The organism is Candidatus Palauibacter scopulicola (genome assembly GCF_947581915.1).
In the GTDB taxonomy this organism is placed as follows: domain Bacteria; phylum Gemmatimonadota; class Gemmatimonadetes; order Palauibacterales; family Palauibacteraceae; genus Palauibacter; species Palauibacter scopulicola.
The window spans coordinates 31443-56729 of the sequence record NZ_CANPWG010000068.1 but is presented as its reverse complement, the minus strand read 5'-3'; the positions used below and the strand labels follow the sequence as shown (position 1 = coordinate 56729).

The window sequence follows — 25287 nt, the reverse complement described above, 5'->3', positions numbered from 1 at the left end:
GAATAATGGTACCACACGTCAACGACGGCACCGGGGGGAGGGGGACATTGAAAGACCGTGTCTTCACGGCGTTGCAGTGGGTGCCCAGCCCGCTGGAGCGGACCTTCGCGTTCTTCTCCGACGCCCACAACCTGGAGCGGATCACGCCGCCTTTCGTGAACTTCCGGGTCCTGACGCCGCCACCGATCGAGATGCGCGTGGGGACGTTGATCGACTACCGGCTGCGGCTGCACGGCATCCCGATCCGGTGGCAGAGCGAGATCACGCACTGGGATCCGCCTCACGGCTTCATCGACGAGCAGCGTCGAGGCCCGTATCGGAAGTGGATCCACGAGCATCGTTTCGAGGCGGAGGACGGGGGCACGCGCGTGGAGGACCACGTCACGTACGCGGTCCCGGGCGGCGCACTGATCGACCGATGGTTCGTGCGCCCCGATCTCGAACGCATCTTCGAATACCGCCACAGCGCCATCTCGGAAGTGCTGGGCAGGTAGCGCCACGTTCCCGCGGGAACGTCTTTCGCCTATCCGCGGGTGCGTGTGGCCGTCACCCGATCAGGCGCTGAAGCTCGGCGATCTCGTCCTGGAGCGCCCGTTCGACCTCGACCACTCGGGCAGCCGCGTCGAGGGTGTCGATCTCGCGCCGGACCTCACGAACCCTTCCATCGAGATCGTACGCCTCCATCTCCGCCCGGATCTCCGTGATCCTGCCGCGCAGAAGCTCAACCTGTCGCTCGGTCAGGGCTCCTCCCCGAGCCAGGCGGGCCACCTGTCCTTCGAGGGCCTCGACCAGACCTCGGCGGGCTGCGACGTGCCCGCGATGGTCAGAGATCCGCTCGCGCAGGCGAGCATCCTCGCCCCGGATCTGCGACGCGTCCTCGGAACCATGCAGCACCGTGAACATCAGGTGACGCCAGCGCCGCGCCGCCGCGTCGAACGTCTGGCGGACGCCATCGATGCTCCATTCGCGTTCGATCCCCCCTGAGCCGCGCGTGATCAGGAGCCGGTGGACGCTCCCGGCCCTCGACTCCAGGACCAGCCAGCTGCCGGCCCCCAGCGCCTGGACCGTCGTGCCGTCCGCACTCATGACCACCTCGCCGCTCTCCCGCATGCACAGGTGCATGCCCTCGACGAACCTCTCGATCGAGCGTTCGCCGCCGCGCCAATCCTCGAACAGCACGCCGTCGCCCAGCGGGAACATCGATGGTGCCGCATTCGTGGCACCCGAACACCGCACCGACTCCTGGATCGCGTCATCGACCGGGATGGGCCGGACGGCCGCGACGAAAACGCCAGCCGCACCAAGGACCGCGAGCGTCATGGCCGTGCGGAAGGCGCTCGAACGAGGACGTCGGCGTTCGAGAATGGACACGATTCTGCTCTCCAGTTGCGACGGGTGGACGATGGGCAGCGCCAGCACGCGGGGACCGGCGGAGAGACCCCTGGCCAGGACGAGAAGGTGCCGCGCGTAATGGGAGGGGCGGATGCCGAGAGCGAGGACCGCGTCGTCGCAGGCCTTCTCGCTGGCGAGGGTCGCGAGGCGGGAGGCGATCCAGCTCAAGGGATGGAACCAGTAGAGGGCGAGCACGGTCCGCCGCATGACCTGCCGCAGCGCGTCCCGCCGGCGCACGTGGATCAGCTCGTGGGTCAGGACGATGTCGCGCTGATCGGGGCCCCATTCGTCGGCGGACTCGGGAAGCAGAATCACCGGTTTCCACAATCCGCCCGTCATCGGCGTGAGCACCCGCGCGCTCGTCAAGAGCTTCACCTGGCCGCGGATTCGCAGTTCCTTGCGCATCACGCCGACCTGGCGCGCCCAGCCCGGATCTCGAAGCGGGTGAGCCGCACGTACCAGCGCGCGCAGGCGAAGCGCTCCGAACGCCAATGACGCCAGCGACACCGCGCAGCCCAGCACCCAGGAAACGAACAGGAGACGGACAAGGGCCGGGGAGAACTGCGTCGGCGGGTCGACCGCGAGACCGCCAACCGCGCCGCCGCGCGGATCTGCCGAGCCCTGCTCGTCCGCTGCGGCAGCCGCCGGTGCGACAGCGGGGGCTTCAACGGCGGGCGGATGGAAGGCCCCGTCGGCTTCCGGGAGGATCGGTACGTTCCAGTGCGGTGTCAGAACACCCAGCAGGGGCAGCGAAAGCACCACGCCGAACGTGATGGTCCACAACAGATGCAAGGTCTGCGGCGACCCGCGCCTTGCCAGCCACGCCAGCGCAAGTGCCAGCAGGAACAGGCACGTGACTTGTGCCGTCAGCGCGACGGCCCCCGGAGCCGTGGCCAGGAGCGAGGCGATCACCGGGCTCAGCGGATTTCGGGCGGCAGGCGCCGCACGGTGATGACAGGGACGTCGAACTCATCGGTCTCGACGAAGGCGACCAGGCCGCCCGGGCCGAACGCGCGCGGCATGCGGAGGACATCCGGCGCGAGCGTGCCGACATAGCGGCCGTCCGGCGCGAGCACGTCAACAGGGCCCGGCTCTTCGACGCCCGGCTCGGCGCTACGCTGGATCCACAGCGCACCGTCCCACGTCGTGCGGACGGCCGCGAGCACGGGCACCTCCGGATGGAACCGCATGTTCTCGACCGCTTGCCTCCGCCCCCCCATGAGGAAATCCATCGCCGCCATCGCCTCGGGCGACCTCGAACCCGTCATGATCGGATTTCGCACCCGCTCGAGGCGGCGTTCGCGCTCCTCCTGCCGCATGGACTCCGTAACCGGCAGCGGCCGGATGGGCCGGCGCAGGATACGCGACACCGCGCCGGAAGGATCGGTGAGCTTGATCGCGTAGGCCGACGAATCCGAGAACGCGACCCCGCCCGAGGGCAGCACGTCGAACAGCAGCCCCGGCTCGAACCCCCACTCGGGGCGCGACGCCATGGCCTCCGGGTCGTCGGCTTCGTGGTCTCGCTCCTGCAACGCGCGGGGCGCCCAGGCCTCCACCAGCGGTTGCTCCGACACCTCGTCCGCTGACAGGTCGAAGCGCCGGATGGCCCGCCCCTCCTCGCCGGTCGACGTGTCCCGGGCGCCGCCGACGGCGCTCCGGATTCCGGTGCGCTCCGGTCGCATGTCGCTACCCAGCTCCATTCCGAGCATATGCTCGAACTCGCCGCCCGGGGCGAAGACGTGATACCCCATGTGCATGATGTCCTGGACCAGCGTGCTCCCGTCGGCCCACACATACATCTGCCTCGGGGCGCGGAACTCGCCGGGACCATCGCCATCGCGTCCGAACTCGGTCGCGAGCCCGCCCGCGGGGTCCACGACAACGATGCGTGTCCGGCCCGAGAGCGGCGCCGTCTGGTCCATGAGGTGGAGGTTCCCCGAGCCATCGAACCACAGACTCGTGATGGACGAGAACTCGGCCCACGCGGCCTCTGCCGCGGCGGACCCGATGCTGTACACGAGTTCGAGATCGGGAGACAGCAGGCGATCCTCGGCGGGGAGATCCACGACCTCCTGCGCGACCGCTGCCTGCGCGTGGAAACCGACCGCGGCGAGAACCGCCACGAGGACCGCTGTGGGAGCCGCCGCAGCTCCGGCGCCGAGACGTCGGCGCGCAGCGGCCGTCATCGCGTCGCCCTCCGCAGTTCGTCGAGCACATCCCGAAGCGAACGCTCCACCTCCTCCAGCCGCTGCTCCAGACCCGGGCTTTCGGCCTCGCGTTTGATCAGTTCCGAGATCTCGAGGAGTTCGCGTTCGAGTTCGGACGTTTCGACCTCCGTCATCAGACCGGCCACGCCGAAGTCGATGTCCGCGATCCGTTCCGCGATGCCCGTGAGTTGGGTGTCGAGATCGGAGCGCCGGATCGTCTCCGTGATGCGGCGGAGCCCCATCTCCCAGGCCATGAGATCCTGCGCCAGTTCGCGGAGCGCCTCCGCCGGCTGCGCGTCGCGCAGGGCGGACTGCAGGTTCGAGAGTTCGTCGCGGTATCCGGAGATCCGGCCGTACAGCAGCACTCCGCCCGTGGTAGAGAACCACGCGTCCTGATAGTGGTTCATGACGGTGAACATCAGGTCGCGCCATCGGCGGGCCTCCGCGTCAAAGGGTTGTTGGACGCCGTCGACGCTCCATTCACGTGCGATCCCTTCCGGACCGCCGGTGATCGCGAGGCGGTGTGTCCGCTCGCCCGTCGATTCGATGACGAGCCAGCTGTCGTCGCCCAGCGAGCGGACCGCGGTGCCCGCGTCGTTCAGCGCGACATCGCCGTCTCCGCGCATGCAGAGCAACATCCCCTCGACGCGTCTCACCATCGTGAATCGCCCATCCGTCCACTTCCAGTTCGGCGCCACCCTGCCGCCACCCTGAAAGGCGAACGACCGGATCGAATCGGAGGACGCGACGCACTCCACCTCGTGCGGCGCGACGGATGAAGTCGTGCCGGCGGCGGGGGGCGTGGCGGCGCGAACGGCGGCGGCGCGGGCGGCGGCGAACGCGGCCTCTCGGGCGGATCGCTCGCGCGCGGCCTCGCGCCGGGTCTCGGCGGTGATTGTGGTAGCCTCGGGGGCCGCCTGCGAGATGGCGGCGGCTTCTTCGCCGACCTGGACCGGGCGCGCGGCGGCGACGAATACGCCCGCCATGCCGAGGACCGTGAGCGTCAGGGCCGCGCGCGCGAGGCTGGGGCGCGGACGTCGGCGCGCGAGGATGGACGTGATCCTCTGCTCGAGCTTTGAGGGTTTCACGATGGGGTGCGCCATGGGGAGCGCCAGCGCCCTCGGACCGCGGGGGAGGCCGGCGGCCAGGAAGAGGAGGTGCCGGGCGTAGTCCGAGGGCCGGGCACCGAGGGCGAGCACCTCTTCGTCGCAGGCCTTCTCGCTCGCGAGCTCGGCGCGGCGCGAGGCGATCCACACCAGGGGATGGAACCAATGCAGGGCGAGGACGACCCGGCGGATCAGTTGGCGGAGGGCGTCCCGCCGTCGCACGTGGATGAGTTCGTGCGTGAGGACCACGACCCGCCGCTCCGGACTCCACGTCCCGGCCGAAGCCGGGAGCAGAATCACCGGACGCCACAGCCCGCCCGTCATCGGCGTCGCCACCGCCGGGCCGGACAGCAGCCGAACCTCGCGGCGGAGGCCGAGCCGGCGTTGCAGCGTCGCGGCCGAGCGCATCCATTCGGGGTCGCGCACGGGCTTGGCCGTCCGCACCAATTTCCGGAGCCGGAGCGCCGCGAAGGCGAGCGAGGCCAGGGAGAGGACGCAGCCAACCAGCCACGCGATCCACGCGACCCGGACGACGGAGCGCCCCGCGGCCGCGCCCGCGGCGCTCCCCGCCGCATCCCCACGCGCGGCCAGCCGGGCCCGCACCGCCTGGACGAGGGCCTCCCGCATTCCGGCGACCTCCAGCGTCGTGATCAGGCCGGAGGGGCCAAGGGCGGGGTCGAACGTCGCGGAAGTGGCACGCTCGATCGCGGTCGCGGGCGACTCGCCGCCACGGGCCGGCAGGAGCGGGATCTCCCACGAGGGACCGAAGAGGCCGAGGACGGGGAGCGCGAGAACCAGAGCGAACGTCGCCGTCCACAGCAGATGCAGCGTCCTCGAAGACCCCCGCCGCATGAACCACGCCAGCGCGAGCGCCAGCAGGAGCACGAGCGTGACCTGGGCGATCAGCACGACAGGGCTCACCGTCCCTCCTCCGCCGCCTGCTCGATCATCTCCTGGAGGCGGGCGTGCTCCTCCGGCGAGAGACCGCCCTCGCGCAACTCGAGCAGCGTGGCCACGGCCCCCTCCACGGAGTCGCCGAAGAAGGTCTTGAGCACGCGCCGCATGGCCGAGCGTCGGGCGCGCAGCGCCGGCATGGTGGGCGAATAGAGGTAGCGGGGTCCGTCCGCTTCACTCACGAGGTGTCCCTTGTTCACCAGACCCCGCAGGATCGAGCGCACGGCCGAATAGGTCGGAGGATCCGCCATGTGCTCCCGGATCCGCGCGGCCGTCGGGTTCCCCAGTTCATACACGAGATCCATGACCTCGCGCTCTCGTCTGCTCAGCTCCGGAAGTGGGCTCACCGCGATCGTCTCCCTTCCCCTGCGACGTCTCACAAACCACTCGGGGGGCCGAAAATCCCCCTCGGAGAACGAAACCTGGCGCATGTGTGCTGAAAAATCAACACACCCTGCAGGCAACCGCTCTGATCAGAGGGTTGCACCTGGGAGCAAACGCCGTACGCCCATCGCTGTCACGCCCGGCTTGCCAGGCCTACTATGAGCGCAACCGGACCCATCCGCGCGGGAGCTTGCACCATGTCGATCCGTCGCTTCGCCGCCCCCATCTCTGCACGCGTCGCACTCGTCGCACTCGCCACCCTGCTTTTGCCGCCATCCGACCGGTTGGCCGCGCAGGAAGCCTACCGTACACCACCTCCGGACGTCGTCGACATCCTCGAGGCCCCGCCGTTCCCCCAGGCGGCGATGAGTCCGTCCGGTGACCGGATGATCCTCGCATACAGCGAGAGCATGCCCGGGATCGCGGACCTGGCCGCGCCGATGCTGCGGCTGGCCGGACGAAGGATCAGTCCGGTCACCAACGGCATGCACGCCGCGCCGCCATTCGTGCGTTTCTCGGTCGTCGACCTGGACGGCGGCGACACGCGCGACGTCACCGGCGCCGAGGACGGCCTGGGACCACCGCTCTGGTCACCTGCGGGCGACGGCTTCGCCTTCACGCGAACGACCTCGGACGGCGTCGCCCTCTGGCTGGCCGACCCGGAAACGGGCACCGCGCGAGCCCTTACGAGCCCAACGCTGAACGGCGCCCGCGGCGAACCCTGCGCCTGGATGCCCGACAGCCGTTCGCTGCTCTGCCATTTCGTCCCCGCTGGCCGCGGCGTCGCGCCCACCCCGGCGGCGATCCCCGTCGGCCCCATCACGCAGGAATCCGGCGGCGAGGCGGCCCCCTCCTGGACCTTCCAGGACCTGCTGGAAGACGCCCACGACGAGGCGCTCTTCGACTACTACCTCACGTCGCAGCCGGCCCTCGTCGACGCCGCCACCGGAGCCGCACAAGCCATCGGCGCCCCGGCGGTCTATGAATCCCTCGACCCTTCGCCCAGCGGCGACTACTACCTGTCCGTCCGCACGGTTCGCCCCTACTCGTACCTCGTGCCCGACTCCCGCTTCGCCAGGGAGGTGGAAGTCCTCGGCAGGGACGGCGCGCCCCTGCGCACGCTCGCCACGCTGCCGCTGGACGAGGGCGGCCCCGAGCACCTGGGCTTTCGCCGCGCCGGTCTCCGCCAGTTCTCCTGGCGCCCCGGCGTGCCCGCCACCCTGGCCTACGTGGAAGCCCTCGACGGCGGCAACCCCGCGCTCGACGTGCCCCACCGCGACCGGGTGCTGACCCTCGCGGCGCCCTTCGACGGCGAGGGCACCGAACTCGTCCGCACCGAGCACCGCCTGGGCTCGGGCGCCTTTGGCTTCGGCTACCCGGTCCTGTGGGGCGAGGACGGCGAGACCGCCCTGGTGTACGAATTCGACTGGCCGACGCGGCGGACCCGCGCCTGGGCCGTGCAGGCTGACGCTCCCGGCGCTCCCGGCGGCCAGCCCGCGCTCCTCTGGGACCGCAGCACGGACGACTGGTACGGCAATCCGGGCGACCCGGTCATGAAGCAGGACGGGGCCGGCAAGCCGGTCGTCCACATGGACGGCACGAGCATCTTCCTGGCGGGCCCGGGAGGATCTCCGGAAGGAGACCGGCCATTCCTGGACCGGCTGGATCTGGCGACCGCCGAGCGGCAGCGACTCTTCCACTCGGGCGCGGACAGCTACGAGACCGTGGTCGGTCTCGCGGACGCACGCGCCGGCCGGATCGTCATCCGGCGAGAGACCAGCGAGGAGCCCCCGAACTACCACCTCGTCGCGACCGCGAACGACGAGCGCACGGCCCTCACTTCCTTCCCCAACCCCCAGCCCCAGCTCGCGGGGATCACCAAGAGCAAGATCTACTACGAGCGCGACGACGGCATCCCGCTGTCGGGCGAGCTGTACCTGCCCGCCGACTACGAGCCCGGCCAGAGGCTCCCGGTCCTGGTATGGGCCTACCCGCGCGAGTTCGCAGACGAGGACGGCGCCGGCCAGGTCAGGGGCTCGGCCCACCGCTTCACGACCATCTCCGGCGCCTCGCACCTTCTGCTCCTCACGCAGGGGTTCGCGGTGCTCAACGACGCCGCGATGCCGATCGTGGGCGGCTTTGCGGCGAACGACACCTACGTGGAGCAGCTCGTGGCCAACGGCAAGGCCGCGGTGGACAAGCTCGTCGAGATGGGCGTGGCCGACCGCGACCGGGTCGGGATCGCCGGCCACAGCTACGGAGCCTTCATGACCGCCAACATGCTGGCGCACTCCGACGATTTCGCCGCCGGCATCGCGCGCAGCGGCGCCTTCAACCGGAGCCTCACGCCCTTCGGCTTCCAGTACGAGCGCCGCACCTTCTGGGAGGCGCCGGAGGTCTACTTCCGCATGTCCGCCTTCATGCACGCGGAGAAGATCAACGAACCGCTGCTCCTGACCCACGGCGTCATCGACAACAACTCCGGGACCTTCCCCGTCCAGTCCGAGCGCATGTACCACGCCGTAAAGGGTCTGGGCGGCACCGTCCGCCTGGTGATGCTGCCCCACGAAAGCCACGGCTACCGGGCCCGTGAATCGGTCCTGCACACCGTGTGGGAGATGTTCGACTGGATGCGCCGTCACGTGAAGGAGCGGCAGCCAAACGCCCTGGTCCCCTAATGAACCGTCTCCCTGCGATGCCCCCGCGTTCCCGAGACGTTCCCGCGGGAACGCGCAGGCAGGGGGGGCTGAGGGAACCGCCGTCAGCCGAGCACGATCACTCGTCGTCGAGGCCGAGCACGAGACGGCTCAAAGCCGGATCGTCGTACTGCTTCGGCCATCTCTCTCCGTCCCCTTCGATTCCAAGCCGCCGGCGCGACACCTCAAGCTTGTCGAAGTCGATCCCGGTCGCTTCCGGTGCGTGCGCGACCTGGGGTAGGGGCTCGAGCTTGAGGTCCACGCGCATACCGCAGGCTTGGGCGAGGGCCGCCAGGGTTCGCAGCGTCATATCGCGGGATCCGCTGAGGATTTGCGTGACGTTGGGACGGCTCGTACCCAGCGCCTCAGCGACCTCCGCGCGCGTGCGCCCCTGCATCTCCATGGCTTCGGCGATTGCCTCCGTCGCCCAGAGGATCAAGCGTTCCTCCTCATACAGCCTGCGAGACTCAGGACTGGCCGCCTGCCGCTCGGCCCACCCCCGATTGTTCGTCTCACTCATTTTGCGTTCCTGTTCTATCAGACAACGGACGCTCGGCCCAACCCTGCTACCTGTCTCTCCTCTCCTGGATCCACCCCGCACCTCCTACCGGATCTGGACGATGGTCACGCCCGAGATGTCGAGGTCGGCCCAGCTTCGGTCGGCGGTGAGGGCCGGGAGACCGAGGCTGCATGCGGTGGCCAAGCATGCCCGGTCACCCAGTCCGAGGCCGTGACGCTGCGTTTGCGGGCGATAGGCGCCGCTGAGCAGCGCCGCCTGGCGGTCGAAGGGAATGATCTCGACCCCCAATCCCCGGACGACGCTCGCCACCGTCACGGAGGACAGACCGTCTTGCGAGAGACGCGCCGCGACCTCGGCCACGTTCACGGACGACATGGCGGCTCCTCGCTTGAGCGCGCGTTCGACGCGAACCGCCCCCGGTTCATTTAGCAGGGCCGCCAGGACGGCCGAGGCGTCAAGGACGGTCTCGGCCGGTTCATTCACGGGCAGCTTCGGCTCGCCGTTCCAGGATGAATTCATCGACGACGCTCCCGGAGCCCTTCCGGTGCCGGCGCACGATGGCCTGCAGCCGCGCGAGTGCGGCGCTGGGGGTACGCAGCCGGATCGTGTCGCCCTCCAAGGCCATGATCAGTTGCTGCCGGCCCCGAATGTCCAATGCCCGGCGAAAGCGGGCGGGAACCACCACGCGGCCGGCTTCGTCGATCGTCACGCGTTCGGTGTCGGGCACCGAATCCGGCGTGGAGTCCGGCGAAGCATCGGTCGGCGACTTCCGACTCTCTTTCTTCATGGTATACTCCGTGTTTCTGGTATATTTTACGAAGATACCATGCCGAGAACCTAAGCACGAGAGGTAGACTTTGTAACCCGTCCGCGGTGAGATTCCGCTGTTGCATGCCACACGCCGCTTTCGTCGATACGATAGGGACCGCCGCTCCGACCTCCCCAGCTTCGCTCCGACGATCAACGCGGGATCATCACCGTGCAGCGGAGCGTGGGAAGCGCCGCATCGAGGAGGCGCGACAGGGGCACGTCAACCGAACCAGGAAGGGCTCAGCGTGATCACACTCGAGGGGAAGACGGCCATCGTCACGGGGGCGGCGAAGGGGATCGGCGCCGCGTGCGCGCTCGCCTTCGCCCGTCACGGGGCGGATGTCGTGCTGGGGGACGTGCTGGAGGAGCGCTGCGCGGACACGGCCCGCCGCATCGCGGAGGAGACGGGGCGGGAAACCCTCGCCGTGCGCGCCGACGTGAGCCGGGAAGACGACTGCGCGGCCCTGCTCGACGCCTGCACGGAACGCTTCGGCCGCTGCGACATCCTGCTCAACAACGCGGGGATCGTCGCCGCGGGCTCGATTCTGGACGCCGAGGTCGAGGACTTCGACCGGGTGCTGGGCGTGAACCTGCGCGGGACCTTCCTCGTCTCCCGTCTCGTGGCGCGGGACATGGTCGCGCGCGGGGTGAAGGGGTCGATCATCCACATGTCGTCGACGAACGCGGTGGTGACAATTCCGAACCAGCTCGCCTACGCGGCCTCCAAGGGCGGGGTCATGCAGCTCACGAAGGTGATGGCCATCGCGCTCGCGCCGCACGACATCCGGGTCAACGCGATCGGGCCGGGGACGATCGTCACCGACATCCTCGACTCGGTGATCGCCGACGAGGAAGCGCGGCGCACGATCCTCTCCCGCACGCCGCTGGGACGGTTCGGGGACCCGGCCGAGATCGGGACGGTGGCCGTCTTCCTCGCGAGCGACTACGCCTCGTACCTCACCGGGGAGACGATCTACCCGGACGGCGGACGGCTGGCGCTGAACTACACGGTTCCGCTGCGCGAAGACGGGTGATGGGCGGACCAGTGCCCGACGCACGGCTCGCCATCGACATCGGCGGCACCTTCACGGACGTGGCGCTGGAGACCGGCGGACGCCTCGTCACGACGAAGGTGCTCACGACCGCCGCCGCGCCCGAACGGGGCGTTCTCGAGGGCGTGCACAAGGTGCTGGGGCTCGCGGACGTCCCACCCTCCGCCGTCCGGCTCGTCATCCACGGCACGACGCTGGCCACGAACGCGGTCATCGAGCGGCGGGGCGCGCGCACGGCGCTCATCGTGACGTCGGGGCACCGCGACGCGCTGGAGATGGCGCACGAGAACCGCTTCGAGCAGTACGACATCGGCGTCGACCGCCCTGCCCCGCTCGTCCCCCGCCGTCTCCGGCTCCCGGTGGAAGAGCGGGTCGACCACCGCGGCCGCGTCCTCATCCCGCTGGAGGAGGACTCCGTGCGGGCGCTCCTCCCGACGCTCGAGGCGGAGGAGGTGGAGTCCGTCGCGGTCGGGCTCATTCACGGCTACGCGAACCCGGCCCACGAGCGGCGGATCGGGGAAATCCTCGACGCGTGGAGGCCGGGCCTTCCGGTGACGCTGGCCTCGGACGTGTGTCCGGAGGTGCGGGAGTACGAGCGGCAGTCGACGGCGTGCGCGAACGCCTATGTCCAGCCGCTCATGGCCCGCTACCTGACGGGACTCGCGGCTTCGCTGCGCGAGTCGGGGCTCGCCTGCCCCTTCCTCCTCATGACTTCGGGCGGGGGCCTCACGACGCTAGAGACGGCGGTCGCCGCGCCCGTCCGCCTGGTGGAGTCCGGGCCGGCGGGGGGCGCCATCCTCGCCAGCCACCTCGCGCGGAGCCTCGACCTCGGAGACGTCCTCTCCTTCGACATGGGCGGAACGACGGCGAAGCTGTGCGTGATCGACGGCGGACGGCCGCTCCACTCGCGCACCTTCGAGGTCGCCCGCAGCTACCGCTTCAAGCAGGGGAGCGGGCTCCCAGTGCGGATTCCCGTGATCGAGATGGTGGAGATCGGGGCCGGGGGCGGGTCGATCGCCGGCGTGGACGACCTTGAGCGGATCCAGGTCGGGCCCGGGAGCGCCGGGTCGGAGCCGGGGCCGGCGGCGTACGGCCGCGGCGGGGACGAGCCCACGGTGACGGACGCCGATGTCGTCCTGGGGCGGATCGATCCGCAGCTTTTCGCCGGAGGCTCGATCTCCCTCGACCGGGGACGGGCGGCGGCCGCGATCGAATCCCGCGTGGGACGCGAACTGGGGCTCGACGCGAGGCTCGCCGCGCTCGGGATCAGCGAGATGGTGGACGAGAACATGTCCAACGCCGCGCGCACGCACGCGATCGAGTGGGGGAAGGGGGTGGCGGGACGCACGCTCATCGCCTTCGGCGGCTCCGCCCCCATCCACGCGGCGCGCCTGGCGGACAAGCTGGAGGTGGACCGCTTTCTGGTGCCTGCCGACGCCGGCGTGGGATCGGCCGTCGGCTTCCTCCTCGCCCCGATCTCCTATGAGGTCGTGCGCAGCCGTTACATGCGCCTGTCCGGGTTCGATCCCGCCGTCGTGCGGGAGGTGTTCGATGAAATGAGAGACGAGGCGGAGGCCGTGGTCTCGCGCGGGGCGCCGGGCGCAGCGACGAGCGAGAAGGCGCGCGCCTACATGCGCTACGTCGGGCAGGGGCACGAGATCGGCGTCGATCTCCCCGGCGACCTCGATGACGCGGCGGAGCTGCGCGACGCGTTCGACCGCAGCTACGAGACGGTGTACGGCCGCACGATTCCGGGACTCGACATCGAGGTGCTGAGCTGGACGCTCGTCGTGTCGGCGCCCGCTGCGGAGGGCGCTGCGAAGGCCACAGACGTTCCCGCGGGAACGTCACCCCGTGACCGGACCCCGCCCGTCGGGCAACTGGCCGAAGCGGACGTTCCCGCGGGAACGTCGGCCAAGGGGCGAGCCGCCGCGGGGGAACCGGAGCCCGAGCGGCGGACCGAGCTGTGGGACGGAACGGGCGCAGAGTCGATGACCGCTGCGGTTCACACGCGCGCCGCGCTCGCGGAGGGGATCCGCGTCGGAGGCCCGGCCCTGATCGCCGAGGACCAGACGACCACCGTGGTCCCGGACGGCTGGGCGGCGCGGGCCGTCGCCGGCGGCCACCTCCTCGTCGAGCGGAGGGCGGCGGAGCGGGGGGCAGCGGAGCGCGCGGCAGGCGCGGGGGGCGTGGCGGGCGCGGCGGGCACCGGCGCGCCAACCGGGATCGCCGCCCTCGAAGGGCAGATCATGTGGAGCCGGCTTCTGTCCGTGGTCGAGGAGCAGGCCCGGACGCTCGTCCGCACCGCCTTCTCGACGCCCGTGCGCGAGGCGGGCGACCTCTCCGCCGGCGTGTTCGACCTCTCCGGGCGCATGCTCGCGCAGGCCGTCACGGGCACGCCCGGGCACGTCAACGCGATGGCCGCCTCCGTCGGGTTCTTCCTCCGGGATTTCCCCGTGGACACACTGCACGAGGACGATGTCCTCGTCACGAACGATCCATGGGAGGGCACCGGACACCTCAACGACTTCACGGTGGTCACGCCGACCTTCCTGGACGGGCGCCCCGTCGCGCTGTTCGCGGCCACGAGCCACATCGCCGATGTCGGGGGCCGCGGCTTCGGGGCGGACGCGAACCAGGTGTTCGAGGAGGGGATCCGCCTTCCCATCGGCTACCTCATCCGGGGCGGACGGGTGGACGAGACGCTCATGCGGCTGGTGCGGGCGAACGTGCGGGACCCGGATGTCGCCCAGGGCGACCTCTACTCGCTGGCCGCCTGCAACCGCACGGGGTGCGAGCGGCTGGTGGCGATGATGTCGGAGTTCGGGATCGATTCGCTGGAGCCGCTGGCGGAGACGATCATCTCCACCTCCCGGCGGGCGATGCGGGAGCGGATCGGCGCGCTCCGCCCGGGGACGTACCGGAACCGGATGCGGATCGACGGCTACGACGAGGACCTCGACCTCGTGTGCGCGCTCACGGTCCTGCCCGATGGGACGATCACGATCGACTGGGACGGCACCTCGCCGATGTCGTCGCGCGGCATCAACGTCCCCGTGACCTATACGCGCGCCTACAGTTCGTTCGGCGTCCGCTGCATCGTCGGTTCCGAGGTCCCGAACAACGCGGGGTCGCTGGCGGCGATCGAAGTCTCCGCCCCGCCCGGCTCGCTGCTCAACGCGCCCCCTCCCGCCGCCGTTTCCGCGCGCCACGCGATCGGACAGATGCTGCCGGACGTCGTCCTCGGCTGCCTCGAACAGGCGCTGGAACCGGGAGCCGTCCCCGCGGAAGGCGCGTCGTGCCTCTGGAACCCCGTCATCATGGCCGGGCCGGGACTGACCGGCGCCTACCGGTACGGCGGCGCGGAGTTCGTCGTGAACCCCTTCCACGCCGGCGGCACGGGCGCCCGCCCCGGGAAGGACGGGCTCTCGGCGACGGCGTTTCCCTCCGGAGTCCGCAGCACGCCGATCGAAATCACCGAGACGGTCGCGCCGCTCATCTTCTGGCGGAAGGAGTACCTCCCCGACTCCGGCGGCCCCGGCGAGTTCCGCGGCGGCCTCGGCCAGGTGATGGAGATCTCGCACGCGGACGGCGAGGCGTTCGCCGTCTCGAAGATGTTCGAGCGGGTCCGCAACCCGGCCCGGGGACGCGACGGGGGCGGGGACGGGGCCGCGGGGCGAGTCCACGTGCCCGGCGTGGGCGAGTTCCGGCCCAAGGGCCGCGAGATCGTCCCGCCCGGCCGGCGCATCGTGCTGGAGACGCCGGGGGGCGGCGGCCTCGGCGACGCGGCACGGCGCCCGCCCGACCGGGTACGGGAAGACATCCTCGACGGCTACGTCTCCCCCGACCGGGCGGCCGGCGCGCGCGGAGGCGGAGAATGACCAGCTTGTCGTAACGACCGTAATAATGTACGGTATGGCTCATACCGTCCACTATCATGGCCGTTACGATGAAGAACAACATTCACGGCACGTTGCCGCTTCCGGTTCGACGACTCCTCCGCAAGCTCGGCTCCGACATCAGGGATGCCCGTCTCCGTCGCCGCATCCGTGCGGCGACGATGGCGGAACGGGCACTGATCAGCCGAACCACCCTCGGCAAGGTCGAGCGGGGTGATCCGGGCGTCTCGATGGGCAACTACGCGACCGTGCTTTTTGTCCTGGGGATGGAGGACGGCCTGGCGGAACTGGCCGACCGCAAGCGGGACGGGCTCGGGCTCGATCTGCTCGAGGAACGCCTGCCGCAACGCGTACGCGTCTCCACGCCCCGCTCGCGGCGTGAGCGCGGGGGCACCTGAGGCGACCCGCGTGGAACGCCAGATACTGGTCCATCTGGAGCTGAACGACGCGCCCCTCCTCGTCGGCAGGCTTTATTCAGCATCCTCATCTGTATGAGGACGGACGGGGCTGGCGGCTTTCCCCGGCGTACGACCTGAACCCGACCCCGGCAGAGGTCGGCCCCCGGGTCCTGCAGACGTACATCGACGAGTACGACGGCACCGCCTCGGTGGAACGCGCGCTGGCGACCGCGGAGTACTATGGTCTGGATCTCGACGACGCGAAGCGGATCGTGGGCCAGATCGGGCGGGTAGTGTCCGCCTGGCGCGACACCGCAACGGATCTCGGCGCTCCCCCGGAGGAGATCATGCGGATGGAGTCCGCCTTCGTTCACGAGGATCTGGACCAGGCGGCCGGTTACGGGACGTCTTCACGGTGAGCTGATGGTGGATCGGACACGGAGCGGGCGGACGCTGGCGGGCGTTGCGGCGGGCGTCGCGGCGGCGGTCGCCGGGTGCGGCGGCGGCAGCACCGACCCGGGGCCGGGGCCGGACCCCGCGCGGACGCCGGTGGCGACGGTCAGCGCCTTGGCGGGAGGCGTATCCGAGGGCCTGGACGCGATCGTGTCGGTCCGTCTCGATCCCCCGCCGGGCTCGCCCATCGCCGTCCGCTACACGCTGAGCGCGGACGGAGACCCGGCCACCGCGGACGCGGACACGGCGGACTATCGGACCGATGGTTCGGTGTCCGTTCCCGCCGGGACAAGCGTCGCGGAGGTCCGGATCGCGATCCGGGACGACGACGACATCGAACCCGCGCGCGAAGCCTTCCTCTTCAGCCTGGATGCGCCGGCCACGGGCGCGGGATACGCACTGGGAGCGACCACCTCGACTCTGGTGACGATCGCGGAGGGCGTCTGCGACCGAACTCCGGAGATCCGGGACGCCCTCGTCGTCCGGAGCCGCGCCGAGAGTTGCTCGGGCGTTACGACGGCGCACCTGGGGATCACGACGCTTAACCTCGCGGGCATCGCGATCCCCACCCTCAGGCCGGGCGATCTTTCAGGCCTGTACAACCTCCGGAACCTGGACCTCTCCGGCGTCGGCTTCACCGCGTTCCCGGTCGGCGTATTCGCCGATCTCACGAGCCTCGAGACACTGCGCCTGCGGAACAACGGCTTCGAGACGCTGCCCGCCAACGCGTTCGCGGGTCTCGGGCGCCTGAAGACGCTGGATCTCGGCGACAACGCACTCGCGACGCTCTCGGCAGACGCCTTCGCGGGACTCACGTCGCTCGAGACGCTGGAGGTGCGGTCCAACGCGCTCGCCACCCTGCCGGCGGGCGCGTTCGCGGAACTCGCGGGCCTGGAGCGGCTGCACCTGGGCGCCAACGCCTTCAAGACCCTGGGCAACGGCGTCTTCGCCGGACTCGACAACCTGAAGTGGCTCTACCTCGGCAACGGCCGGATCGGTGCGCTGGAGGCGGGCACGTTCGGCGGACTCTCCGCGCTCGAGAGCCTGCTGCTCCAGGACACCGGGCTCGAGACGCTTCCCGCCGGCGTCTTCGCGGGCCTCTCCAGCCTCCGCGAGTTGCGGCTGGACCGGAACTTGCTCGCGGCGCTGCCGGAGGGCGCGTTCGCAGACCTGTCCCGCCTGGAGTCGCTGCGTCTGTACGGCAACCGGCTCGCCGACCTGCCCGAGGGGCTGCTCTCGGGCCTCTCCGCGCTCCGCGTGCTGCGGCTGGACGGGAACCGCCTGGCCGCGCTGCCGGAGCGGGTGTTCGCCGGCCTGTCGAGTCTCGACACGCTCCTCCTGGCGGAGAACCCGGGGGCCCCGTTCGCGCTCGCCCTCGAGCTCCAGCGGACCGACAATCCGGATCCCGCCGCCACGGGTCCCGCCCGGATCGCGCTCGCCGTGGCCGAGGGGGCACCGTTCGCCATGCCGGTTCCGCTCTCCGCGCGGGGAGGCACGCTCTCGGCGGAGGTGGCGGGCCTCGAAGCGGGGAGCGAACGGAGCGCGGAGATCACGGTGACGGCGACCGAGGGCGGCCAGGACGAGGTCCAGGTGGTGGCGGGCCCGGCGCCCGCGGTCCCGCGACAGGTGACGGGCATCGAGATCGGGCTGGGCGACCCACTCATCCTCTTCGGGGAGGGGACGAACGCGCCGCCGGTGCCGGAGCGCGAAGTGGCGCCCCAGCGCCTGCAGTCCGGCGCCCACCCAACCACGTTCACGGCGTCGGACTACTTCCGGGACCCCGAGGGCGCCGCCGTGCGCATCTCGGCCGCCACAGTCGACGCCGGCGTGGCGACCGTGACCGCCGAAGATGGCGTCGTGACGCTCACCCCCGTCGCCGCGGGTTCCACGACCGTCACCCTCACGGCGACCGACCCGCCGGGCGCGACCGCGGAGCTTTCCTTCCCCGTGATCGTGAGAGAGGCGGCTTCACGGCCCTTCGACATCGACCTCATCCTCCTCGATGAGGTGACGGATTCCCAGGCCGAGGCCTTCGCCGACGCCGTCGATTCCTGGACGGCCATCCTGGCGGACACGGAACTGGCGGATGTCCCGCTCGGCCAGGATATGGCGCCCGGCTGCTGGGACATCACGACGGATCAGCGCATCGGCACCGTGGACGACATCGTGGTCGTGGCGTCCGTCCGGGAGATCGACGGCGAGGACGGCGTCCTGGCCCGGGCCGGTCCGTGCGTTGTCCGCGAAGAGTCCCGCTTGCCTGCCGTCGGCGCCCTCGAACTCGACGCGACGGACCTCGCCCGGCTCGAGGAGAGGGGGAACCTCAAGGATGTCGAGGAGGTGATCCTGCACGAGATCGGCCACGTCCTGGGGATCGGGACGGTGTGGGTCGACCACGGCCTGCTCCGGAACCCGTCCGTCCACAACACGGGAGCGGACACCCATTTCACGGGGCCTCTGGCCATCGCCGCGTTCGACGAGCGGGGCGGCGCGAACTACGACGACGGCGAGAAAGTCCCGGTCGAAAACGCATCGAGCCCGGGGGCGGCCGACTCCCACTGGCGGGAGTCCGTGCTGGGCCACGAGTTGATGACGCCCTTCCAGGCGGCGGGCGAGCGCGACCTCCTGAGCCTCATCACCGTCCAGTCGCTGGCGGACCTGGGGTACGACGTCAAGGTCGGGCTCGCCGAACTCTACCGGATCCCCGGATCCACGGGAGGCGCCCGCGCCACGCCCGAACGCCGAATCCCCTACGGCGACGACATCCTCCGCGGCCCCATCCGCGTCGTCGACCGCAACGGCCGCGTGGTCCGCATCATCCCCAACTGACGGATTGCACGTTGAGCATTGTGACCGTTTCTTCCCGGTATCGGATCGTGATTCCCAAGGCGGTGCGGGAAAGCCTGGGTCTCCGTCCGGGGCAGGAAGTGCAAGTCCTGGCTTTCGACGGGCGGGTCCAGTTGATTCCGCTCCAACCCATCGAGGCCGCTCGGGGATTCGTCCGCGGCATCGATACGACCGTTGACCGGGACCACGACCGGTCCCATATGGCGAGAAACCGGACCTGAGATGAGGCCACTCCACTACCTCGAAATACGGAACTTCAAGCAGTTCGGTGATACACAGCGCATCGAGCTGGATCATCCCACGGTCCTCATCGGCCCGAATAACTGCGGCAAGACGACGGCAATTCAAGCGATGGCGCTGTGGTCACAGGCCGTGAAGACCTGGTTCGAGCGCAAGGGCGAAGCTCCCCCCCGTAAGCGGACGGCGACAGCCCTCAACCGGCTGAGCATTGTCTCCGTACCTGTGCCGCGCACCCGACAGTTCTGGCACAACACGGTGGTCCGCACCGGCCGAACGAACATCATGATGGAAATCACACTTGGTGTTCTGCACGAAGGCGACGTTTGCCCCGTCACCATGAGTTTCCGCAATTCGGGTACTGAGCTGATCTACTGCACGCCGGACGAGAGCACACTCGAGAATCCCGGTGCCATCGCAACCGCCGCGGGAATCGACGTGCGGCTTCTGTACCCCATGTCCGGGATCGACATCGAGGAGCCGCTTCTTCAGCCGGGCCGGATCGATGTGCTGCTTGGCCAGGGACAGACGGCTCAGGTACTGCGCAACCTCTGCCTCATGGTGTATCATAGCGACTCCGACACCTGGGCACGCATCGCCCAGTTGATGCGTCGCCTGTTCGCGATCGAACTCGAGGATCCTGCCGAGACGGTGCGCGGTGGCATTGCTCTCCACTACCGGCAGGCCGGCCTCCGAGAACCACTTGAGGTCGCACTTGCCGGTCGTGGACTCCAGCAGATGCTCCTGATTCTCGCTTATGTTCACTCTCATCCACCCAGTGTCCTCCTCATCGACGAGCCCGACGCACACCTCGAGATCCTCCGCCAGAAGCAGGTCTACACGGTGCTCCGCGAGATCGCCGCCGAAAACGATTCGCAAGTGGTGATCGCCACGCATTCGGAGGTCGTGTACGGGGAGGCGCTCAACGACAATCTCACCCTCCTCCTCGAAGGTACGGCACACGACCTGGCTGCCCGGACGGATCTGCTCTCCGCTCTGAGGTACTACGGAACCGAACACTATGTCAGAGCCCGGCAGCGCGGTCACGTGCTTTATGTGGAAGGGCGGACGGACCTCGACATCCTTCGCGCGCTCGCGAGAAAGCTGCGACACTCGGTCGCGGAAGTTTGGGATGGCGGAGGCGGAATTAACACATACTACGAACAAGACAACCACCCGGAACCCGATCTGCTTTCAGAACTCGAGCGGGCGGAAGGCGCCTACGGAGAACAGCCGCAGAGGCACTTCGGGGCGATGCATGGGATGGTGCCCGGACTCAGAGGATTGTGGATTCGCGACAGTGACGGTCGAGAACGAGAGGATTCGAGGGAAGGTAATCTGACTATTGCCTTTTGGGGACGCTATGAGGTCGAGAACTACATCGTCACACCTGATATCCTGAGGCAGTTCGCCGAGAAAGCGCTTGCCGACGGAGATTCCGCCGAGGATCTGGACCCAGACGTTCGCGAGACCATAAACAGAGTTCTTGACGATCTCGTCCTGGAACGCGTCTTCAACGGGGAAGTGGAGGATTACTCCACCTGGCAAGCGCTCGAACCCGGAGCTGCGATGCTTCTCTGGGATGCCACGACACGCACGATCAAGCTGAGCGATTTCGCGGAAGAGTTCTTTCGTCGGGCCGGAGAACAGTTGGGCCTTCCGATTCTGCTCAGGAAGGGCGAGTTCCATCGCCTGGTTGCCCTTTGGGAGCCTTCCGCAATCCCGCGCGAAGTCCGGGGGAAGCTGGATCTCCTACTCGAACTCACGCAGCACGAGGACGGAGTCGAAGTGTGACTCGCCGCCGTCCCGGACGGACCGAAACGACTCCTCAAGCGGAGATTGACAAGTGACAAGATCTACATGGTCCGGTAAGGGGCTACGTCCTCGGCTCGCTGCCGCGGTCCTTAGTGTCTCGGGCGTACTCGTTACGGGGTGCGCGATGGATTCGCGGGGCGGCACCGCTGACGTGCCGATGCCCGCGGAGATCATCGGGTTCGCGCCCGGCGAGGACTACAAGCTCACGAACTACGACGGGATCAAGGCGTATTTCGAGGCGCTCGCGGCTTCCACCGATCGCATGCTGCTCGAGCAGATCGGGGAGAGCACGCGCGGCGAGCCCCTCTACCTTGCCGCGATCTCATCGCCGTCCAATCTCCGCCGCCTGGAACGGATCAAGGAGATCACGCGGACGCTGGCCTATGCCCGCGACCCGGAGGCGGGGTACGGATCCGTCCTCGACGAGGAGGAGGCGCGGGCGCTGGCGCGGGAAGGCGTCGCCGTCGTGTGGATCGACGGCGGACTGCACGCCACCGAGGTCGCCCACGGGCAGCTGATGCCGGAGATGGCGCACTACTTCGTCACGGACGAGTCTCCGGAGACCCGGCGCGTGCGCGAGAACGCGGTCGTCCTCCTGATGCCGAACATGAACCCGGACGGTCTGAATATCGTCGCCGACTGGTATATGTCGAACGTGGGCGGCGAGTTCGAGATGGCGCGCGTGCCGGAGCTCTATCATCACTATATCGGACACGACAACAATCGCGACTGGTATATGCTGACGCAGGTCGAGACGCGGGCCGTCACGCGGCAACTGTATCACAACTGGTTTCCGCAGATCGTTTATAACCAGCATCAGTCGAGCCCCTTCCCCGGCCGCATCTGGATGCCGCCCTTCGAGAACCCCGTGAACCCGCACCTCGATCCGCTCGTCGTGAGTTCCCTGAACCAGATGGGACATTCGATGCGGCGGCGTTTCGACGAGGAGGGGAAGCCGGGCGTCAACAGCGGCATCGTCTTCGATCTGTGGTGGAACGGTTCCATGAGGGGCGGACCCGACTATCACAACATGCTCGGGTTCCTGACGGAGACGGCGGGAGCGGGTTACGCGACGCCCCGCTGCTACGACGAGGACGAGATCCCGGACACCTTCGGCGCGCGCGCCGGGCACCTGCCCGCGAAGACGCCGTCGACGAACTACAACAACCCGTGGCTCGGCGGCTGCTGGCACCTGCGCGACGCCATGGACTACATGATGACGGCGGCGAAGGCCGTGGCGGACATGGGAGCGAAGCTCAAGGAGGAATACCTCTTCAACCATTACCTCATGGGCCGGCGCCAGATCGAGCGCGGCAACGCGGCCGAGGGCGGCCCGTTCGCCTACGTGCTCGACCCCCGGGCCTCGCACGATCCGGGAGCGGTCGTCGAGTTCATGGGCCTGATGTCGCGGTCCGGGATCGAGTTCCTGCGCGCCTCGGAGCCGTTCTCCGTGGCGGGGCCGGAGGGAGATCTCGCCTTCCCCGCCGGGTCGTACGTGATTCCACCCCAGGCCTTCCGGCCCTACGTGGTCGACCTCATGGAGCCCAAGGAATATCCCGACCGGCGCCAGTATCCCGGCGGACCGCCGGAGCCGCCGTACGACATGACTGGCTACGAACTCCGCTTCCAGATGGGGCTGGCGGTCGTGAACGTGGACGAACCGTTCGACATGCCGCCGGGCGAGTGGGGCGAGGTCTCGACCGACATCGGCGAGGTGCGCGGCGAGGGGGCGGCCGGGTTCGCCGTGCACGGCAACGCCACCGCGATCTACCGCGGGCTGTCCGCCGCGGGCGGCGAGTCCGGCGCAGGCGGGGATCCGGGCGAAGGCGGGGGCGCGAACGAAGCCCCGGAGCGCTTCCGGACCGTGCAGGCGCTCGCGACGCCGGACGGCGACATCCCCGCCGGATCGTACTGGCTGCCCGACCTGTCCGCCGATGAGGCCCGCGCGCTCGCCGCCGACCACGGACTCACGCTCACGGGGGTCGCCTCCCCGCCCTCTCCCGGCGCCGCCGCCGAGGCACGAGCGCCGCGCGTGGCGATCTACCGCTCGTGGCAGGCCCCCATGCCCGAGGGCTGGACGCGCTGGGTGCTCGACGAGTACGGCTTCGAGTGGGAGAACGTGTGGGACGAGGACGTGCGGAGCGGCGACCTGTCGCGCTTCGACGTCATCCTCCTCCCCTCGCAGGCCGGGGGCGGGATCGCGAGCGGGAACCTGCCGGGCACCATGCCGGACGAGTACACGGGCGGCCTCGGCGAAGCGGGCGCCGCCGCGCTCCGCGCCTTCGTCGAGGGCGGGGGTTGGCTCGTCGCCTCCGACCAGGCGGTCGACTACGCGATCGAGACCTTCGGACTCCCCTTCCGGAACCGGGCGCGGGGGCTCTCATCGCAGGAGTTCTTCATCCCGGGATCCGTGATCCGGCTCCGCGTCGACCCCTCGCACCCGCTCGGCTACGGGATGGACGAGGAGGCGGTGGCCCTCTTCTCCCGCAGCCAGGTGCTGGAGCGGACGGGCGGCGGGACGGCGGGCAACATCGGCCGGGTCTCGACTCCGGTGTGCTACGCCGACGCGGACTTTCTCGTGAGCGGCTGGACGCTGGGCGGCGAGGAGGTGCTCGCCGGCTACCCGGCCGCCGCGCAGGTCGGGGTCGGCGCGGGCCAGGTCGTGCTGTTCGCCTTCCGGCCCCACTTCCGCGGCCAGCCGCGCAACACGTTCAAGCTCCTGTTCAACGCGCTCGCCGCTTCCGCGACCGAGGGACTCCCTCCGAGCCCCGGGCTGAACTGCCGCTAGAACGTCGCGGGGCCGCCGTCGCCGGACCGTTGCCGGGCGGGCGCCGTGCGGGTTAGCGTCAAACGCGCCGAGCGGCTCGGGGGTTGAAGGCGTGGGGGCGTAGGTGGGGCGTAGGCGTGGCGACTGCGTTTCGCGAGGAGGTCTCAACTTGAAGCTGACCGTACTCACCGCCGCCGTGGTGCTTGCCGCCGGAGTCGCGGGACCCGGCGCCAGCAGCGCCGCAGCCCAGGAGCAGCGCGCTACGGAACGTGACGCCGCCGCGGCCGAGCGGTGGCGCTCGTGGCGGGACTACAACCGCTACCCCGGCCCCATCCCCACGCCCGAGGACTGGGAGCCCCCCGCGGGCCCCATCCGGATCGGCCTCCAGGCCGGACACTGGCTCGCCGCCGAAGCCCCGCCGGAACTCCGCCGTATCCGCTACAACGGCACGCGGTGGCGCGAAACCGCCGAGTGGGAGGCGAACCTCGTCATCGCCCGGCTGGCGGCCGAGGAACTCGAGGCGCTGGGCTACGAGGTCGACATCCTCCCCGCCGTCGTGCCCCCCGGCTACCGGGCGCACCTCTTCATCTCGATCCACGCGGACGGGAGCGACAGCCCCGCCGCATCGGGATACCGCATCGCCTCCCCGCGGCGCGACGCCACGGGACGGGCCGAGGATGCGGCGCGCGCGCTGCGCGAGGCGTACGGCGCCGCGACCGGCCTGAGGGAACTTCCGGTCGCGACCCGTCGCATGCGGAACTACTACGCCTTCAACTACCGCCGGTACGAGCACGCCCTCCACCCGATGACGATCGCCCTGATCATCGAGACGGGGTTCATGACCAGCGCACGGGACCGCGAGATCATCCTCGGGGCGCCCGAGCGGGCCGCGCGCGGGATCGTCGAGGGAATCAAGGCGTTCTCGGTCACGGCACTGCCGGCCGCGCCGACCCCGGGCCGAGAGGACGGTTAGGCGGCCGCGCCGCGGATTCGGGTCACCCTCCCACGCGAACGCCGAAGCCGGCCAACGCGGACAGGTTGCGCGCCTTGGCTCCGTCGGACGCGGGGTCCCAGTAGAGGTTGCGGATGCCGTAGTGGTAGCGGCCTTCGAGCGTCACGAACCAGGCGCCGGCCGTCGCCACCTCGATGGCCGCGCCGACGATCAGACCCACGTCCGCGACGCCGCGCAGTTGGAAGCGGCCCTCGCAGCTGTTGCTCTCCTCGAACTGCGCCACGCCGCCCTCCAGACGGCAGCCGACCTCGTGGCCCCAGTACGCGCCCGCCAGGAGGATCGGGCGCAGACGCGCGGCCGACGGCGTCGGCCGAAACCTGAGGAGGATGGGGAAATCCAGGTAGGACATCCTCGTCCGCGAGCCGTCCTGGTGCAGCCCCGAGGTCGAGAATCCCCGTTCCATATAGAGCACTTCGAGTTGGACCGTCGAGCGCTCCGACAGGGGCAGGGTCACGAACCCGCCACCCGCCTTTCGCATGAGCGCTTCCGAGGTGAACTGGTCGATGAAGGCGGCGTCCGCCCAGGTCACCCCTCCCTTGATTCCGAACGCGGTTTGCGCCGCCGCGGATCCGTGATCCAGCAGAGCCGTGACGGCCGCGAACGCCGCAAACCACCGGATCGCTCTCACATCCCGCTCCTTGTCTCGCTTGCCCGCCCGCCTCGGTGCGCCCCCGGCACGGCTCCGTGCGTCCGCCGGCGCGGCGTACGCCGACAAGCTGCGTCGGCCGAGCCCGTTCCGCC

19 protein-coding genes are annotated in these 25287 nt (G+C 69.7%); 11 read left to right on the top strand and 8 right to left on the bottom strand.

Annotation, left to right across the window (positions count from 1 at the left end; genetic code table 11):
* Nucleotides 1–47: 47 nt before the first annotated feature.
* A complete protein-coding gene (locus RN743_RS14950; RefSeq protein WP_310780994.1) occupies nt 48–494 on the top strand; it encodes an SRPBCC family protein in 447 nt (148 codons plus the stop codon).
* 52 nt (nt 495–546) lie between these two features.
* Here RN743_RS14950 and RN743_RS14945 read toward each other — a convergent pair whose 3' ends face one another.
* From RN743_RS14945 to RN743_RS14930, 4 genes are read right to left on the bottom strand one after another with little or no spacing between them, the layout of a single operon-like run.
* A complete protein-coding gene (locus RN743_RS14945) occupies nt 547–2304 on the bottom strand; it encodes a M56 family metallopeptidase (protein ID WP_310780993.1) in 1758 nt (585 codons plus the stop codon).
* 5 nt (nt 2305–2309) lie between these two features.
* Nucleotides 2310–3578 carry a hypothetical protein gene (locus RN743_RS14940; protein WP_310780991.1) on the bottom strand — a complete coding sequence of 423 codons (1269 nt, stop codon included), beginning with the start codon at nt 3576–3578 and terminating at the stop codon, nt 2310–2312.
* A complete protein-coding gene (locus RN743_RS14935; protein WP_310780990.1) occupies nt 3575–5626 on the bottom strand; it encodes a M56 family metallopeptidase in 2052 nt (683 codons plus the stop codon). Before RN743_RS14935 ends, RN743_RS14940 begins: the two co-directional genes overlap by 4 nt.
* Nucleotides 5623–6006 carry a BlaI/MecI/CopY family transcriptional regulator gene (locus RN743_RS14930; RefSeq protein ID WP_310780988.1) on the bottom strand — a complete coding sequence of 128 codons (384 nt, stop codon included), beginning with the start codon at nt 6004–6006 and terminating at the stop codon, nt 5623–5625. The genes RN743_RS14935 and RN743_RS14930 overlap by 4 nt, the downstream gene beginning before the upstream one ends.
* Nucleotides 6007–6240: 234 nt before the next feature.
* On the opposite strand from RN743_RS14930, the gene RN743_RS14925 reads away from it, so the two are divergent.
* Nucleotides 6241–8721 carry a prolyl oligopeptidase family serine peptidase gene (locus RN743_RS14925; RefSeq protein WP_310780987.1) on the top strand — a complete coding sequence of 827 codons (2481 nt, stop codon included), beginning with the start codon at nt 6241–6243 and terminating at the stop codon, nt 8719–8721.
* A 97-nt stretch (nt 8722–8818) separates the two neighbouring features.
* Here the strand turns inward: RN743_RS14925 and RN743_RS14920 are convergent, their stop codons facing one another.
* From RN743_RS14920 to RN743_RS14910, 3 genes are all read right to left on the bottom strand, one after another.
* A complete protein-coding gene (locus RN743_RS14920; RefSeq protein WP_310780985.1) occupies nt 8819–9178 on the bottom strand; it encodes a helix-turn-helix transcriptional regulator in 360 nt (119 codons plus the stop codon).
* A gap of 165 nt (nt 9179–9343) precedes the next feature.
* The gene (locus tag RN743_RS14915; RefSeq protein WP_310780984.1) at nt 9344–9778 is read right to left on the bottom strand and encodes a type II toxin-antitoxin system VapC family toxin; all 435 of its coding nucleotides are present in this window, start codon (nt 9776–9778) and stop codon (nt 9344–9346) included.
* Nucleotides 9735–10046, bottom strand: coding sequence for a hypothetical protein (locus RN743_RS14910; RefSeq protein ID WP_310780982.1), 312 nt, complete (start codon nt 10044–10046; stop codon nt 9735–9737). The genes RN743_RS14915 and RN743_RS14910 overlap by 44 nt, the downstream gene beginning before the upstream one ends.
* A 268-nt stretch (nt 10047–10314) precedes the next feature.
* Between RN743_RS14910 and RN743_RS14905 the strand changes: the two genes are divergently transcribed.
* From RN743_RS14905 to RN743_RS14870, 9 genes are all read left to right on the top strand, one after another.
* A complete protein-coding gene (locus RN743_RS14905) occupies nt 10315–11103 on the top strand; it encodes a glucose 1-dehydrogenase (RefSeq protein ID WP_310780981.1) in 789 nt (262 codons plus the stop codon).
* Nucleotides 11103–15002 (top strand): hydantoinase B/oxoprolinase family protein, encoded by a 3900-nt coding sequence (locus RN743_RS14900; protein ID WP_310780979.1) that lies wholly within the window; start codon nt 11103–11105, stop codon nt 15000–15002. The genes RN743_RS14905 and RN743_RS14900 overlap by 1 nt, the downstream gene beginning before the upstream one ends.
* 68 nt (nt 15003–15070) lie before the next feature.
* Entirely contained in the window at nt 15071–15418 is a 348-nt protein-coding gene (locus RN743_RS14895) for a hypothetical protein (protein ID WP_310780978.1), read from the top strand.
* A gap of 209 nt (nt 15419–15627) precedes the next feature.
* Nucleotides 15628–15837: a hypothetical protein gene (locus RN743_RS14890; protein ID WP_310780977.1), complete on the top strand. Its 210-nt coding sequence runs from the start codon at nt 15628–15630 to the stop codon at nt 15835–15837.
* Nucleotides 15838–15841: 4 nt separating this feature from the next.
* Entirely contained in the window at nt 15842–18697 is a 2856-nt protein-coding gene (locus tag RN743_RS14885) for a leucine-rich repeat protein (protein WP_310780975.1), read from the top strand.
* Nucleotides 18698–18708: 11 nt separating this feature from the next.
* Entirely contained in the window at nt 18709–18936 is a 228-nt protein-coding gene (locus RN743_RS16065; protein ID WP_343219051.1) for an AbrB/MazE/SpoVT family DNA-binding domain-containing protein, read from the top strand.
* A 1-nt stretch (nt 18937) separates the two neighbouring features.
* Nucleotides 18938–20746: an AAA family ATPase gene (locus RN743_RS14880; protein WP_310780974.1), complete on the top strand. Its 1809-nt coding sequence runs from the start codon at nt 18938–18940 to the stop codon at nt 20744–20746.
* A gap of 145 nt (nt 20747–20891) precedes the next feature.
* The gene (locus RN743_RS14875) at nt 20892–23555 is read left to right on the top strand and encodes a M14 family metallopeptidase (protein ID WP_310780972.1); all 2664 of its coding nucleotides are present in this window, start codon (nt 20892–20894) and stop codon (nt 23553–23555) included.
* 148 nt (nt 23556–23703) lie between these two features.
* Nucleotides 23704–24507, top strand: a complete 804-nt coding sequence (locus tag RN743_RS14870) for an N-acetylmuramoyl-L-alanine amidase (protein ID WP_310780971.1) — start codon at nt 23704–23706, stop codon at nt 24505–24507.
* Between the two features lie 22 nt (nt 24508–24529).
* Here RN743_RS14870 and RN743_RS14865 read toward each other — a convergent pair whose 3' ends face one another.
* On the bottom strand, nt 24530–25174 hold the full coding sequence (locus RN743_RS14865; protein ID WP_310780970.1) for a porin family protein: 645 nt from the start codon (nt 25172–25174) through the stop codon (nt 24530–24532).
* Nucleotides 25175–25287 lie beyond the last annotated feature (113 nt).